Source organism: Streptomyces sp. ISL-36 (assembly GCF_018614205.1).
GTDB lineage: Bacteria > Actinomycetota > Actinomycetes > Streptomycetales > Streptomycetaceae > Streptomyces.
This window is the reverse complement of the sequence record NZ_JAGGOS010000180.1, coordinates 1-14,266: the sequence shown is the minus strand read 5'-3', so window position 1 is coordinate 14,266 and position 14,266 is coordinate 1. Positions and strand designations below refer to the sequence as shown.

At 70.0% G+C, this 14,266-nt stretch carries 8 protein-coding genes and 1 pseudogene; 4 read left to right on the top strand and 5 right to left on the bottom strand.

Annotated elements, in window-relative coordinates:
- Positions 1-279 precede the first annotated feature (279 nt).
- The gene (locus J7E93_RS34430) at positions 280-1,461 is read left to right on the top strand and encodes an IS110 family transposase (protein ID WP_308368896.1); all 1,182 of its coding nucleotides are present in this window, start codon (positions 280-282) and stop codon (positions 1,459-1,461) included.
- A gap of 57 nt (positions 1,462-1,518) precedes the next feature.
- On the opposite strand, the gene J7E93_RS34425 is transcribed toward J7E93_RS34430, so the two are convergent.
- From J7E93_RS34425 to glgX, 4 genes are all read right to left on the bottom strand, one after another.
- Complete coding sequence (locus J7E93_RS34425) at positions 1,519-1,758, bottom strand: chaplin (RefSeq protein ID WP_215073977.1); 240 nt, start codon at positions 1,756-1,758, stop codon at positions 1,519-1,521.
- A 720-nt stretch (positions 1,759-2,478) separates the two neighbouring features.
- Positions 2,479-3,486 (bottom strand): LacI family DNA-binding transcriptional regulator, encoded by a 1,008-nt coding sequence (locus J7E93_RS34420; protein WP_215073976.1) that lies wholly within the window; start codon positions 3,484-3,486, stop codon positions 2,479-2,481.
- Positions 3,487-3,561: 75 nt separating this feature from the next.
- Positions 3,562-7,851 (bottom strand): discoidin domain-containing protein, encoded by a 4,290-nt coding sequence (locus J7E93_RS34415; protein WP_215073975.1) that lies wholly within the window; start codon positions 7,849-7,851, stop codon positions 3,562-3,564.
- A 310-nt stretch (positions 7,852-8,161) separates the two neighbouring features.
- Entirely contained in the window at positions 8,162-10,282 is a 2,121-nt protein-coding gene (gene glgX / locus J7E93_RS34410; RefSeq protein ID WP_215073974.1) for a glycogen debranching protein GlgX, read from the bottom strand.
- Positions 10,283-10,430: 148 nt separating this feature from the next.
- Here glgX and J7E93_RS34405 point away from each other — a divergent pair, with 148 nt between their 5' ends.
- Entirely contained in the window at positions 10,431-10,694 is a 264-nt protein-coding gene (locus J7E93_RS34405; RefSeq protein WP_215073973.1) for a WhiB family transcriptional regulator, read from the top strand.
- 278 nt (positions 10,695-10,972) lie between these two features.
- On the opposite strand, the gene J7E93_RS34400 is transcribed toward J7E93_RS34405, so the two are convergent.
- On the bottom strand, positions 10,973-11,782 hold the full coding sequence (locus J7E93_RS34400) for an RNA polymerase sigma factor SigF (RefSeq protein WP_308368895.1): 810 nt from the start codon (positions 11,780-11,782) through the stop codon (positions 10,973-10,975).
- A 317-nt stretch (positions 11,783-12,099) separates the two neighbouring features.
- Here J7E93_RS34400 and J7E93_RS34395 point away from each other — a divergent pair, with 317 nt between their 5' ends.
- Both J7E93_RS34395 and J7E93_RS34390 read left to right on the top strand, forming a co-directional pair.
- A complete protein-coding gene (locus J7E93_RS34395) occupies positions 12,100-12,966 on the top strand; it encodes a dienelactone hydrolase family protein (RefSeq protein ID WP_308368893.1) in 867 nt (288 codons plus the stop codon).
- Between the two features lie 161 nt (positions 12,967-13,127).
- A pseudogene (locus J7E93_RS34390) lies at positions 13,128-14,266 on the top strand (hypothetical protein); the annotation flags it as partial.

Sequence of the window (14,266 nt, the reverse complement as noted above, 5' to 3'; positions counted from 1 at the left end):
CATCAAACGCAAGATGACCAACTGGCACCTCAAACACCCCCACCACCGCAACCCACCCCCACCACCGACTCACACCGTCACGCTGGTGCCACCCACCAAACCAACCAGCAGACGCCTGAAAGGCACCTAAATCACCGGTATTGGCCTTAGAACCAGAGGTGTGGTCCCAAGGGATCGGGCAGAGTGGTTGTGGTCCGGGGGGACCGGGTGTGGCTGATGAAAAAGTGCCGCGCTGATGGCTCCCGGGGCATGGCCGCCCGGTTCCCTTGGACGCTCTGACTGCTGATTGAGAGATGCGACCCATCGCTGACTAAGGCTTCGACGGCGGAGCGTTCCTCGGACCACGGACAGGCCGGTCGAGAGGGTTGGGGACGCACGTTGAGCACAAGGCATCAGCTGATCTGGGTCGGCATCGACGCCGGCAAGGGCCACCACTGGGCGGTGGACATCTCCAGCCGCCCCTCGGCCCTGCTGCTGACGCTCCTGCTGGCTCACGGCCAGCCGGTCGTCTACATCCCCGGCAAGACGGTGAACCGCATGACGGGCGCCTACCTCGGTGAGGGCAAGACTGACGCGAAGGACGCCCGGGTCATCGCTGACCTGGCCCGCCTGCGGCGGGACTTCCGCCCCATCGCGCCCTCGGTGGAGCTGACCAGCGGGTTGCAGCTGCTCGTCGGCTACCGCCAGGACCTGATCGCCGACCGGGTACAGCTGATCAACAGGCTCCGCGAAATCTTGGTCGGCATCTGCCCGGCCCTGGAACGGGCCTTCGAGTACCGGAAGCGTCCCGGGCTGGTCCTGCTGACCGGCTACCAGACACCGGCCGCCATCCGCCGGATGGGGGTGAAGCGGCTGGCCGACTGGCTCGCGCGCCGCAACATCCGCACCGCCGTCGTCTTCGCGGAACGCGCCGTGGAGGCCGCGGCCTCGCAGCACACGGCGCTGCCCGGCGAGGGGCTGGCAGCGAAACTCGTGAAGGAGCTGGCCGACCGCATCCTCGAACTGGACGAACGGATCAAGGAGAACGAGCAGGCCATCACCGCCTTGTTCCGCACCGACGAACGAGCCGAGATCATCGAGTCCCTGCCGGGCATGGGGCAGATCCTCGGAGCCGAGTTCCTGGCCATCGTCGGGGACATGTCCACGCACAAGGACGCCGGCCACCTCGCCGCTCACGCGGGTCTCGCGCCAGTTCCACGGGACTCCGGCCGAAGGACCAACAACCTGCACCGGCCCAAGCACTACAACCGGCGCCTACGGCACATCTTCTACATGTCGGCCCATGTGTCGATGACGCTGCCAGGTCCCTCCCAGGAGTACTACTGCAAGAAGCGAGGCGAGGGCCTGATCCACACCCAGGCCGTTCTGTCGCTGGCCCGGCGCAGAGTCGACGTCTTATGGGCCATGCTGCGGGACAAACGCCTGTTCACCACCGCTCCGCCGGTGCCCGTGTCGGCTTGACCCCGGATACCGAGATGCCCCCTCGGGATGAGGGGGCTCGGACTGGGCGGGATGAGCTTAGGCGCTAACGCAGGTATTCCCGAAGGTGGGGTTGAGCAGGCCAACGATGTCGATGGTGTTGCCGCAGAGGTTGATCGGAACGTGGATCGGAACCTGGATGACGTTGCCGGAGACGATGCCGGGCGAGCCCGCGGCTACTCCGAAAGCCCCGGGGCCGGGATCGGCGAGGGCCGTACTGGAACCTCCGAGGACGACGGCGGCAGCTAGGGTGACTGCCGCGAAGATGCGCTTGCGCATTGGTACCTCCTGGGGGGCTGAGTGGCTCGCGTTGATCCTCACCAGGTAGCGGTACAGCGAAAACGCCCTTGATCCGTTCGGAGGGGTGGAATCGCTCTAACGCGGGACCCGCGGACACGGGATAACGTTGCCAGGGCCCTCACCGAGGTATGACCGCAGCCGTCGCGTGACTGGCCCCGCGCAGAGTCGACGCCGCTTGACACGAGGCATTGAGATGCCCCGGCCGGGCGGCGCGGGGCGTGCGTTTGATGAGCGAGGCCCATAGTGCGGTTCCTCGTTGCCTCGCGGGTGGTTGATCGTTGGGGTTGGTATGAGTCTGCGTACCGCTGCCCGAACGACCGTCGTCGCCCTCGCTGCGCTGGGAGCCAGCCAGGCGGCCCCCGCCTGGGCCGGGGGCGTCGGTGACTTCCTTTCCCCGGCCTTCGGCAACGGCTGCGCCAACCAGGCAGGCGCCACAGCCGCCGGTGGCGCGATGTCCGCACGAAGCAGCGCCGGCGGCAACCTCCTGGGCGTACCGGTCACCGGGCCCCTGAATCAGTGCGGCGGCGCTGACCTAAATGCTGTGTGGGAGGAGGCAGCCTTGGAGTCTGCCTACAACAGCGCGGCCAGAGGGGGCCGATGAGAAATGGCGCGTTCTCCGGAGCCGGTTGACTCCGGGCATTGAGATGCCCCGTCCGACGGACGGGGCCTTCTCGGGAGGGGCGCTAGGGCTTCGAGCGGCTAGCGGGGAGCCTGCGCCGTCGAGCCGCGCACGACCAGCTCGGGCTCGAAGAGCAGCTCGCCGGGGTGCACGTCGCCGCCCTGGATCTGGGCGCACAGCAGTTCCACGGCCGCCCGTCCCATCGCCTCGATCGGCTGCCGCACGGTGGTGAGCGGGGGCTCGGTGCAGTTCATGAAGGCGGAGTCGTCGTACCCGACCACGGAGACCTCGCCGGGCACCGCGAGCCCGCGTCGGCGGGCCGCCCTGACGGCACCGAGGGCGAGCGGATCGCTGGCGCAGATGATGCCCGTGACGCCGCGGTCGAGGAGGCGCGAGGCGGCCGCCTGGCCGCCTTCCAGGGAGAACATCGTGCGGGCGACGTGCTCCTCGGGGAGCTCCGCGCCCGAGGCCTCGGCCGCCTGCCGGGCGGCCGCGAGCTTGCGGCGCGAGGGGATGTGGTCCGCGGGGCCGAGGACCACGCCGATGCGGCGGTGCCCAAGGGATGCCAGGTGCCGCCACGCCTGCTCGACGGCGACGGCGTCGTCGCAGGAGATGCAGGGGAAGTCCAGACCCTCTATGGGGGCGTTGACGAGCACCACCGGGATGTTGCGCTCCGCGAGCAGGCGGTAGTGGTCGTGCGGAGCGTCGGCCTGGGCGAAGAGACCGCCGGCGAAGACCACGCCGGAGACCTGCTGCTGCAGCAGCAGCTCGACGTAGTCGGCCTCCGAGACACCGCCCTTGGTCTGGGTGCACAGGACGGGGGTGAGGCCCTGCTGCGCCAGCGAGCCGCCGATCACCTCGGCGAAGGCGGGGAAGATCGGGTTCTGCAGTTCGGGCAGGACCAGGCCGACGAGCCGCGCGCGCTCGCCCCGGAGCTGGGTCGGGCGCTCGTAGCCGAGCACGTCCAGAGCCGTGAGCACGGACTGCCGGGTGGCCTCGGAGACCCCGGGCTTGCCGTTGAGGACCCGGCTGACCGTGGCCTCGCTGACACCCACCTTCTTGGCTACTTGAGCAAGTCGTCGCGTCATACACGCAAGACTAGCGCAAGCCTCGCAAGCGGCTTGCGCTAGTCCTGCGGTTCGCAGGGTCCGGCCTCGTAGCGCCTACGGATTGATGTCGATCTTGAAGGTGGAGGTGGTGTTCCGAATGTCCACCGCGTTGCCGTTCAGCCGGAGCCCCTGGAACGACACCTCACCCACGGCGGGCCCCTGCCCGGACTCGGGCATCTCGTTCGCCCACAGCCCGAACCCCGACTTCGCGTCGAACGCGTCCCCGCTCCTGCGGGCGCCCGAGATCGAGATGTCGGTGAAGATCGTGTCCTTGATCGGGAACTGGGGCTGTCCGCCGACGTAGTTGGTCTGGAACATGATCCCGCTGTACGTCGGGTCCACGATGTCCACGTGGTTCACCCTGATCCCCTGGAAGACCTTGGAGGCGGAGAAGACCCAGATGCCCGGGAAGGTCTGCGAGCCCCAGAAGTGGCCGCCCGCTCGTACGATCGACACGTTCTCGAAGGTCGTCGGCTCGGTTCCGAAGCCGTTCATCGGGTAGCCGAAGTCGAGCGAGGAGATCGTGATCCCGGAGTAGACGAGCGTGTCCGCGATGTGGATGTTGCGGAAGGTGTTGTCGTACCCGCCGTAGACGGCCACGCCCGCGGCCCGCCAGGTCAGGATCGAGGTCAGGTTCTCGTAGACGTTGTTCTTCATGTCCGCCCCGCCGGCATCGATCGCCGAGAAGAGCGCGAAGCTGTCGTCGCCCGTCGCACGCGCCTCGTTGTTCGTCACGAGGTTGTCCGTCGACCCGTTGGTCATGTTGATGCCGTCGGCGAACATGTTGCGGATCCGGGAGTCCCTGATCGTGATCCGGTCGGTGTTGGCGCCCCAGTAGAGGCACACCATGTGCTCGTTCCAGATGTCGTCGATCTCGATGTCGGTGACGTTGGCGAAGTCGAAGACCTTGCCCGGGCCGTCGATCCGTGAGGTGTAGTTGCCGAAGTAGGCGAAGCCGCGGAAGGAGGAGCCCTTCGCGGTGCCGTCGGCCCGGAAGCCGATGTCGGTGTTGTCCTGGGTCGGGGGCGCGTGGAACACCGTGTACCAGGGTCCGGCGCCGAGGACTTGCACGGCCTTGCCGTACACCTGGAACTTGCTCGCCGTCGAGTAGTCGCCCGGCGGGAGATAGACGCCCACGAGTGTGCCCGTGGTGTCCATCCGCACCTTGTCCAGGGCGTTCTGGACGTCCTGGTGGGTGAAGCCGGCGGGCACGGTGTAACGCGCCGGGTCGGGGTTGGCGACGGGCGCGACCTGCTCCAGGCTGATGAAGTCGATCGCGTACGTGGAGGTGTTCGCGGCGTCCTTCTGCAGCCGTATCCTGCTGCCGGCCCGGACGGTCTCGCCGAGCATGAGGTGCGCCTCGTCGTAGATGTGGCGCGGGGCGCCGGCGCCCGGGGAGTTGCCGGGCGAGGTCTCGGAGCCGTACAGCCAGGCGTACTTCGATGTCAGCGGGAGCGCCTTCTTCAGGACCCCGTCGACATAGACGCTGATCGTGGAGTCGATGCCCCCGCCACCCGGGGCGTCGGGAAGGGAGAACCGGGTCACCAGGGTGTTGGTGGGGGCGCGGGTGGTGAACTCGACGTACTCCCCCGTCGCGTCCAGGTTGACGGCCTTGCGGCCGGAGGCCTCTCCGGCGATGTCGCCGACGGTCCGGTTGGGGCCGACGACCTGGGCGCCGCCGCCGGCGGTGGCGTCCTCCGCCTCGTACATGTCGTACGGCATGTGGGCACCGCGGCCGACGAAGAGCGGCTGGGTGGAGGTGTTGTTCGCGCGTTTGACCGGCAGCTCCGCGGCGTCGTCGGCGATCACGACCTTCACGGTGTACGCGCCGTCGACGGCGGTCCAGGTGCCGAGTCCGACCGGCGCGGTGGTCGCGCCCGCCGCGATCGTGCCGGTGAACGCGCCCGTCAGCGTCTTCACGACGCTCCCCTGCGCATTGGTCAGGGTGAGCGTGATGCCGTGGCCGCCTCCCGCCGAGGCGAGGGTGCCCTGGTTCTCGAGCGCGACGGCGAAGCCGACCTCGTCACCGGCGGCGGGGCTCGACGGCGAGGTCGTCACGGCGGCCGCCACCAGATCGGAGCTGGAGACGGGCTTCACGACGAGCGGGTCGGGACGGGTGTAGGTGTTGTTGGACTCGTTCTGCTCGACGACCGCGTCCGCTTCGTCGGCGACCGCGCTCAGCTGGTACGACCCGGCCTCCCTGGTCCCGATGGAGGCGCTGACCGTGGTCTGGGCGCCGGCGGCCAGCGCGCCGTGCTGCGCGGTGGCGACCTTGGTGGCGCCGAGGCGCAGCGCGACGGCGCCGGCGGGCGCGGCGACCGGGCCGCTGTTGCGGACGGTGGCGTTCACCGTGATCGTGTCCGACTCGACGGGGGCGGCGGGCGTGGTGGTCAGCCCGGTGACGACGAGGTCCGGGTTGGGCGCGGGCACCCCGATCACCTGGAACTCGGCGAGCTGCCCGGCGGAGGATCCGGAGTTGGCGGTGAACCGGAGCTGTACATCGGCGACGCGAGCGCTGAGGGGGACGGTGACCGTGTTTCCGCCGGCCGGGTCGAACGTGTAGCTCTTCGCGGCGACCAGGCCGCTGAAGCCGGAGGCGCTCTGCTCGCGGCCGAGGACCTCGACGGTCTGGCTGCGGGTCGCCCAGGCGCTGTCCGGGTTGAGCTTGAGGACGAGGCTCGTGAGGTCGGCGTTGGCGCCCAGCCTGACGGTGAGGGTGTTCGGGTAGCTGCCCGCGGCGCCCTCCCAGTAGGTGCGTACGTCGTTGTCGTTGGCGTGGGCCGCGACGAAGGTGTGGATGACGGAGGAGGCGCTGATCTGCTTGCCGACCGCGAGGTTGGAGCCCGCCCCGCCGCTCCCGTTAGGGGTGACGGAGTTGCTGCTGCCCGACTGGTTGCCTGCGGCGTCCCTGGCGCGCACGTGATAGGTGACGGTCGCGGAGGCCGGCTGGGTGTCGGTGTACGTGGTGACGTCGCCGGCCACGCCGGCGCGGAGCACGTTGTCGGCGTACACGTCGTAGCCCGTCACACCGGTGTCGTCCGATGACGGGTTCCAGGTCAGCTTGATCCGGCCGGTGGTGGGCTCGGTGAGGGCGAGGTTGGCCGGCGCGGTGGGCGCCTGGGTGTCCCCGGTGTCGGCGCGCCGGGTCACGGAGTTGCTGTTGGCGGACTGGTTGCCGGCGGCGTCCCTGGCGCGCACGTGGTAGGTGACGGTCTGGTTCGCCGGGCGGTTGTCCGTGTACGTGGTCACGTCGCCGGCCACGCTCGTCAGGAGCGTGTTGTCGGCGTACACGTCGTAGCCGGTGACGGCGGTGTTGTCGGAAGCGGCGTTCCAGGTCAGCTTGATCCGACCGGTCGTGGGCTCGGTGAAGGCGAGGTTCGCCGGCGCGGTCGGTGCCTGCGTGTCGCCCGTCTGCGGGCCGTAGACCTCCAGCTCGGAGAGCTGGGCGGCGGGATGGCCGCTGTTGGCCGTCACCAGGACGCGGACGTGGCGTGTGGTCGCCGCGTCGAAGGTGAGGGTCGCGGTCTGTCCGTTGGTGGCGTCGAAGGTGTACGCCCGGGAGGCGGTCAGATCGGTGAAGGCGGTGCCGTCGGTACTGCCCTGGATCTTCAGGGTCTGGCTGCGGGCGCCCCATCCGTCGGGCAGCCGCAGGACGACCCGGTCGACGCGGACGGAGGCTCCGAGGTCGGCCTGGATCCACTGCGGGAGTGCGTTGTTGGCGCTCTCCCAGTAGGTGGCCCTGTTGCCGTCGTTGGCGTTGCCCGCGGTGTAGGTCTGGGTGTGGCTGCTCGCGGTCAGGGGGCGCCCGCTCGCCAGGTCGGTCGACGAGCCGTCGGCGGCGTGCACTTCGAGTTCGGAGAGCTGGGCGGCCTGCCAGCCCGTGTTGGCGGTGATGTCGATGCGGACGAATCGCGCCCGGGTGGCCGGGAACGTCACCGTGACGGTGTTGGCCGCGCCGGGGCTGAAGGTGTAGGAGGCGGAGTTCTTGAGGGTGGCGAAGCTGGTCCCGTCGGCGCTGCCCTGGACGGAGAGCGTCTGGCTGCGGCTCTCCCAGCCCGCGGGCAGCTTCAGGACGACCTCGTCCACGCGTGCGGTGGCGCCGAGGTCGGTCTGCACCCACTGGGGCAGGGTGCTGCCGGCGCTCTGCCAGTAGGTGCCCTGGTTGCCGTCGGTGATGTTGCCCGCGCCGTACTCGCTGTGCGCACTCGCGGCGGCGGCCGGCCGGCCGGCGGCGATGTTGGGTCCGCCCGCCGCCGCGGCGGACAGCGCGGGCCAGCCGAGCGTCAGAAGGCTTGTGACGATCACGGCGCTCAGGGCCCGCGATCGTCGGCGTTGGGTTCTCATCTGTCCCCGATCTTCGGCCTCCCACCCCTGACGGTGGCGAGGCGCGGCGCTGTCGGTGTGGTGGTGGACCGAGCTGCTCGGCAAAGATCTTCATCTTTTGCGCTGAGCGATCAGAGAGTTGCAGAGATCTGCCATATCGTCTATGTTCCGGGCGCACCTGTCCCGCCCGCCGAGGAACCCCCCGCGCGTCATCTCCGGCCGGAGCAGCGGCTTTCATGGAGCTTGCGCGATGACGTAATTTTCTTGCATGCCGACAGGCCGACTCACCGGGAGCACGACCGTGTCCCGGGGAGTCGGCGCGGCCTCGGTGTCAGCGCTCCTGGGTGCGGGGCGGGCGTGAGAGCAGCAGGAGACCGCGCGCCTCCACGACGAGGTCGGTGCCCGCCTTGTGTTCCGACTCGTCGGGCAGGCCCTGCGGGTCGGCGGTGTCGATCCGGACCGTCCACCGCTCGCCGTACGCCGCGCCGGGGAGCCGGAAGGTCACCGGTTCCCAGTAGCTGTTGATCAGCAGCAGGAAGGAGTCGTCGACGACGCGGCCGCCCTGCGGATCGGTCTCCGCGATGGCGTCACCGTTGAGGAAGACGCCGATGGTGTGGTCGTCGGGACGGCCCCAGTCCTCGTCCGTCATCTCGCGGGCGTCCGGCCGCAGCCATACGAGGTCGGGCAGCGGCTGGCGTTCGTCCGTCGCGGTGTCGCCGCGGAAGAACCTGCGCCGCCGCAGGACGGGGTGGGCACGGCGCAGCGCGACGGCGCGTCGGGTGAAGTCGAGCAGGTCGCGCCGCTCGTCGTCGAGGTCCCAGTCGATCCAGGAGACCTCGTTGTCCTGGCAGTAGGCGTTGTTGTTGCCGCCCTGGGTGCGGCCCAGCTCGTCGCCGTGGGAGATCATCGGAATGCCCTGCGACAGCATGAGGGTGGCCAGGAGATTGCGCTGCTGGCGGGCCCTCAGCTCCAGGACGCTCTCGTCGTCGGTCGGGCCTTCGACGCCGCAGTTCCAGGAGCGGTTGTCGCTCTCACCGTCCCGGTTGTCCTCTCCGTTGGCCTCGTTGTGCTTGTCGTTGTACGACACGAGGTCGCGCAGCGTGAATCCGTCGTGGGCGGTGACGAAGTTGATGCTGGCGCGTGGGCGCCGCCGGTCGTGTTCGTAGAGGTCGGAGGAGCCGGTGAGCCGGGAGGCGAACTCGGCCAGACTGTGCTCGCCGGCGCGCCAGAAGTCGCGCACCGCGTCCCGGTACCTGCCGTTCCATTCGGACCACTGCGGCGGGAAGTTGCCCACCTGGTAGCCGCCGTCGCCGATGTCCCAGGGCTCGGCGATGAGCTTGACCCTGCCGATCACGGGGTCCTGCTGGATGAGGTCGAAGAAGGCGGAGAGGCGGTCCACCTCGTGGAACTGCCGGGCGAGGGTGGCGGCCAGGTCGAAGCGGAAGCCGTCGACGTGCATCTCCGTCACCCAGTACCGCAGCGAGTCCATGATCATCTGCAGCACGTTCGGGTGCCTCATGAGAAGGCTGTTGCCCGTGCCGGTGGTGTCGTAGTAGTGGCGCGGGTCGCCCTCGACGAGACGGTAGTACGAGGCGTTGTCGATGCCGCGGAAGGAGAGTGTGGGGCCGTACTCGTTGCCCTCGGCGGTGTGGTTGTAGACGACGTCGAGGATGACCTCGAGGCCCGCCGCGTGCAGCGCCTTCACCATCGTCTTGAACTCGGCCACCTGCCCGCCGCGCGTGCCCCGGGCGGCGTAGGCGCCGTGCGGGGCGAAGAAACCGATCGTGTTGTAGCCCCAGTAGTTCACGAGGCCGCGGTCGGTGAGCACACCGTCATGGACGAACTGGTGGACGGGCATGAGTTCGACGGCGGTCACGCCGAGGCCGGTGAGGTGGTCGAGGACTGCCGGGTGGGCCAGCCCCGCGTAGGTGCCGCGCAGTTCCTCGGGCACCTCGGGATGGTTGCGGGTCAGGCCCCGCACATGGGCTTCGTAGACGATCGACTCGGCGTACGGCCGATGCGGCGCCCGGTCGTCGCCCCAGTCGAACGCGGGATCGACCACGACGCCGAGGAAGGCGTGCCCGGCACTGTCGGCCGGCGCGGGGCCGTCCGGCGAGCGCTCGTAGAGCGACGGGTCGTTGTCCGTCTCCCCCTCGACCGCCTTGGCGTACGGGTCGAGCAGCAGCTTGGCCGGGTTGCAGCGGTGCCCGGCGTCCGGGTCCCACGGGCCGTGCACCCGGTAGGCGTAGCGCTGACCGGGTCGGACGTCCGGCAGGTAGCAGTGCCAGACGAAGCCGTCCACCTCGGTCAGGGTGACACCGCGGTGAGTGCCGTCGTCGTCGACGAGCACGAGCTCGACCCGCTCGGCCACCTCGCTGAAGAGCGCGAAGTTGGTGCCCTCGCCGTCGAACGTCGCACCCAGGGGCCAGGGGCGTCCGGTCCATGTGCGCACGGCAGCACGCTACGGGCCGCGGGGCACGCCCGCACCACCACTGCTCCGTACGGGCGTCGGGCCACGCCCCGCCCGATGGTGTTTCAACCGGCTTTGTCCGGTCAGCCGAAAGGGGAACGGTCCTTTTCTCACACGGCTGGAGGCATTCATGGAGAGCTGGCGCGCGTCCGCGGCCTGTCGGAACGTCGACCCCGACCTCTTCTTCCCGGTGGGGACCGGCGCACCCGCGCTCGTCCAGGCCGAGGAGGCCAAGGAGGTCTGCCGTCGGTGTCCGGTCCGCAGGGCATGCCTGCGCTGGGCCATGGACGACTCCCGACAGGTGACCGGCGTGTGGGGCGGCCTTCGGGAGGACGAACGGCGTTCGCTCAGGCGGAGGTTGCGCCGCACGGCACATGAGTCGCACAGCACATGAGTCGCACGGCACATGCGTCGGGCCGAGCGTGTCCGCCCCCGGCACTTCGGTGCCGGGGGCGGGGACGGGGGCGGCGGGCTTGGGACACCGTGACAGACCTCGGACCTGCACTCGGCCCACCCACGGGAAACGGCCTCACCAGAAGGGGGCTGGTGAGGCCGTTCGCCGTGCGTCCCGTGAAGGACTTTCCCGTGGGGGGATGACGTGCGCCTTCCCCCCATCCCGGATCTCACACCCGTCGAACCCGTCGGGTCGCGTCTTTCTTCGGGCGGTCGGTCCTACGCCGTGTCGAGCATGCCCTTGCGGAGGCGTTCCAGGTTGCGCGAGAGCAGGCGGGAGACGTGCATCTGCGAGATGCCGAGCCGCTTGCCGATCTCCGACTGGGTCAGCTCCTCGACGAAGCGCAGGTGCAGCAGCGTGCGGTCACGGTCGTCGAGTTCGACCAGCAGCGGCGCCAGGGTGTGGAAGTCCTCGAACAGCTCCAGCGCCGGGTCCTCCACGCCGATGAAGTCTCCCAGCGCCGCGTCACCGTCCTCACCCTCCGCACCGACCGCGGCATCCAGGGAAGTCGAGTTGTAGCCGTTGGACGCCAGCCGCGCCTCTATCACCTCGTCCTCGGAGAGATTCATCAACGACGCCAGCTCCGCCACGGTCGGCGTCCGCCCCAGCCGCGAACCGAGCTCCTCCGTCGCCTTCGCCAGCTCCACCCGCGCCTCCTGCAGCCGGCGCGGCACATGCACCGCCCACGAGGTGTCACGGAAGAACCGCTTGATCTCCCCCACGATGTACGGAACGGCGAAACTCGTGAACTCCACCTCACGCGAGATGTCGAACCGGTCGATCGCCTTGATCAGACCGATCGTCCCGACCTGGACGATGTCCTCCATCTCATCCCCACGCGCCCGGAACCGCCCGGCCGCATACCGCACGAGAGACATGTTCATCTCGATCAGCGTGTTACGCGCGTACTGGTACTCGTGCGTTCCCTCCTCCAGTACCGCCAGCTTGTCGAAGAACACCTTCGACAGCTCACGTGCGTCCTTCGGGGCGACCTTGCGGGGAGCCTCGAGCAGGGGAAGGTCCCCCACACCCCTGTCGAAACCGACCCTCGTCTCCGTCGTCACCTCAGTCGGCACTCTGATGACCTCCCTCTTCCAACGACTGCTCGTCCTCCCCGTTGGGTGCCCGCCTACCCCGGAATTCCCGGACCACGCACGCGAATCCGGGGTGAGGACGGGCCGCGCTCTCCCCCGGTCCCTGTGCGGCCGGTCCGCCGGGGCCGTCACCGGTGGTTCTGCCGATGTCTTCGTCCCTCGTTGCCCGGACAGTGGCCCGAGCCAGTCATCCCCGCGGCTGCACCGCTCCCCGGCGGCAGCCGTACACGACACGAGAGGACGACTCAGTCGTGAAACGACACCTCGCCGCAGCCGCGGCCTCGGCCGTCTGCTGTCTCACGCTGCTCACCGCTCCCGGAGCCCAGGCGGCGGACAACCCCTACGAGCGTGGCCCCGCTCCGACCGACGCCAGCATCGAGGCGTCGCGCGGTTCCTACACCGTCGCCGACACCAGCGTCTCCTCCCTCGCCGTGACCGGCTTCGGCGGAGGAACCATCTACTACCCGACCTCGACCGCCGACGGCACCTTCGGTGCGGTGGTCATCTCGCCCGGGTTCACCGCCACCCAGTCGTCCATCGCCTGGCTGGGTCCGCGCCTGGCCTCCCAGGGCTTCGTGGTCTTCACCATCGACACCCTCACCACGATGGACCAGCCGGACAGCCGTGGTCGTCAGCTCCTGGCCGCGCTCGACTACCTGACACAGCGCAGCTCGGTCCGCGGCCGCGTCGACAGCACCCGACTCGGTGTGATGGGGCACTCGATGGGCGGCGGCGGCGCGCTGGAGGCGGCCAAGAGCCGGCCGTCGCTGCAGGCGGCGATCCCGCTGACGGGCTGGAACACGGACAAGACCTGGCCCGAGATCAAGACACCCACGCTCGTCGTGGGTGCCGACGGTGACACGGTCGCGCCCGTCGCCACGCACTCGGAGCCGTTCTACGGGAGCCTTCCGGGCTCCCTCGACAAGGCGTACCTGGAGCTCAACAACGCCACCCACTTCACGCCGAACACGTCCAACACGACGATCGCGAAGTACAGCATCTCGTGGCTCAAGCGCTTCATCGACAACGACACCCGCTACGAGCAGTTCCTCTGCCCGCTCCCGCGGCCCAGTCTGACGATCGAGGAGTACCGCGGCAACTGCCCGCACACCTCCTGACGGAGGCCGCCCTTCCGCCCGCGGTGCCGGCTCGGTGCTCCGGGCGGGAGGGAGGCGGCGTACCTCTGTGCGCGCACACAGTGCGGGGCCCCTGTGCGTGGACGGTCGTCCACGCACGGGGGGCCTTCCGCCGTTTCCTACGGGACAGTAACCTGACGGCCGTGAGCAGAGGGACGAGCGCGGCGGCCGCGGTGCGGCTGCATGACCGCACGGCCGAACTCGCCGCCGTGGCCGCCCTGTCGGCCCGTGTCGCCGCCGGGTCGGGCGGCGTGCTGCTGATCACCGCAAGCCCCGGCCTGGGACGTACGGCGCTTCTGGAGCACGCGGTGCGGGAGTTCACGGGCGGGGCGCACCTGGTGGCCCCGCCGGCCGGGAACAGGGTCCCCTGGAGCGGTGTACGGGCGCTGCTGTCGGCCCTGGGGTGCACACCCTCGGCGGCGCGTCGGGCCCTGCGCTCGGCACGGGGCCCGGAGGGCCTCGCCGCGGCGGTGGCCTCCCTCTCCGCCGGACGGCCGTTGCTGCTGTGCGTGGACGACCACCATCTGTGGGACGCGCACTCCCGCGCCGCGCTCGCCTCCGCCTGGCGGGTCCACGGGGGCCTGCGGGGCGTGGGCTGGATCGCGTCGCTCGCCCGTCATCACCGCCCGCCCGCACTGCCAGGAGTCCAGGTGCTGCGCCTGACCCGACTGAGCCGGGCGGGAGCGAGCGAGTTGCTCGACGACGTGTGTCCGTCATCCGTGTCACCTGCCGTACGGGCACGGCTGCTCGACGAGGCGGCGGGACACCCGGGCGTACTGGCCGCCATGGCCCGGCGCCTCTCCCCCGCGCAGCTGGCGGGCGAAGCCCCGCTTCCACGGCCGCTGCCCGACGCCGTGGTCCTCGGCGAGGTGTACGGCGGGCTGTTGGACTCCCTCCCGGCGCAATGGCGGCGGATGCTGGGCCTGGTGGCCGCCCTCGCGGGCGAGGCGGCCGGCGGCGGGCCGGACCGGGGAACGGAGCGTCCCACGGTCGGCTCCGACGCCGTGCTCGCCGCCGCGCGCAGGACGCGGACCGCGCCGGAGACGCTCGACAACCTGGTGACGGACGGCCTGCTCACAGGCCCGCCCGACGCCCTCCGTTTCGAGGACCCCTTTCTGCGGCGCGCCGCTCTCTCGGCGGCGCCGCAGGCGTGGCGGCGCTCGACGGCGGCCCCGGCCGGACCGGTTGGGGACGGCGTGCCCGAGGCGGGTGGCGCGGGGCCTACGGGAGCCGTTGTCGGCGGCGCCCGGGGTCATGGGGGCGCAGCAGCCGGGGCCGTTGC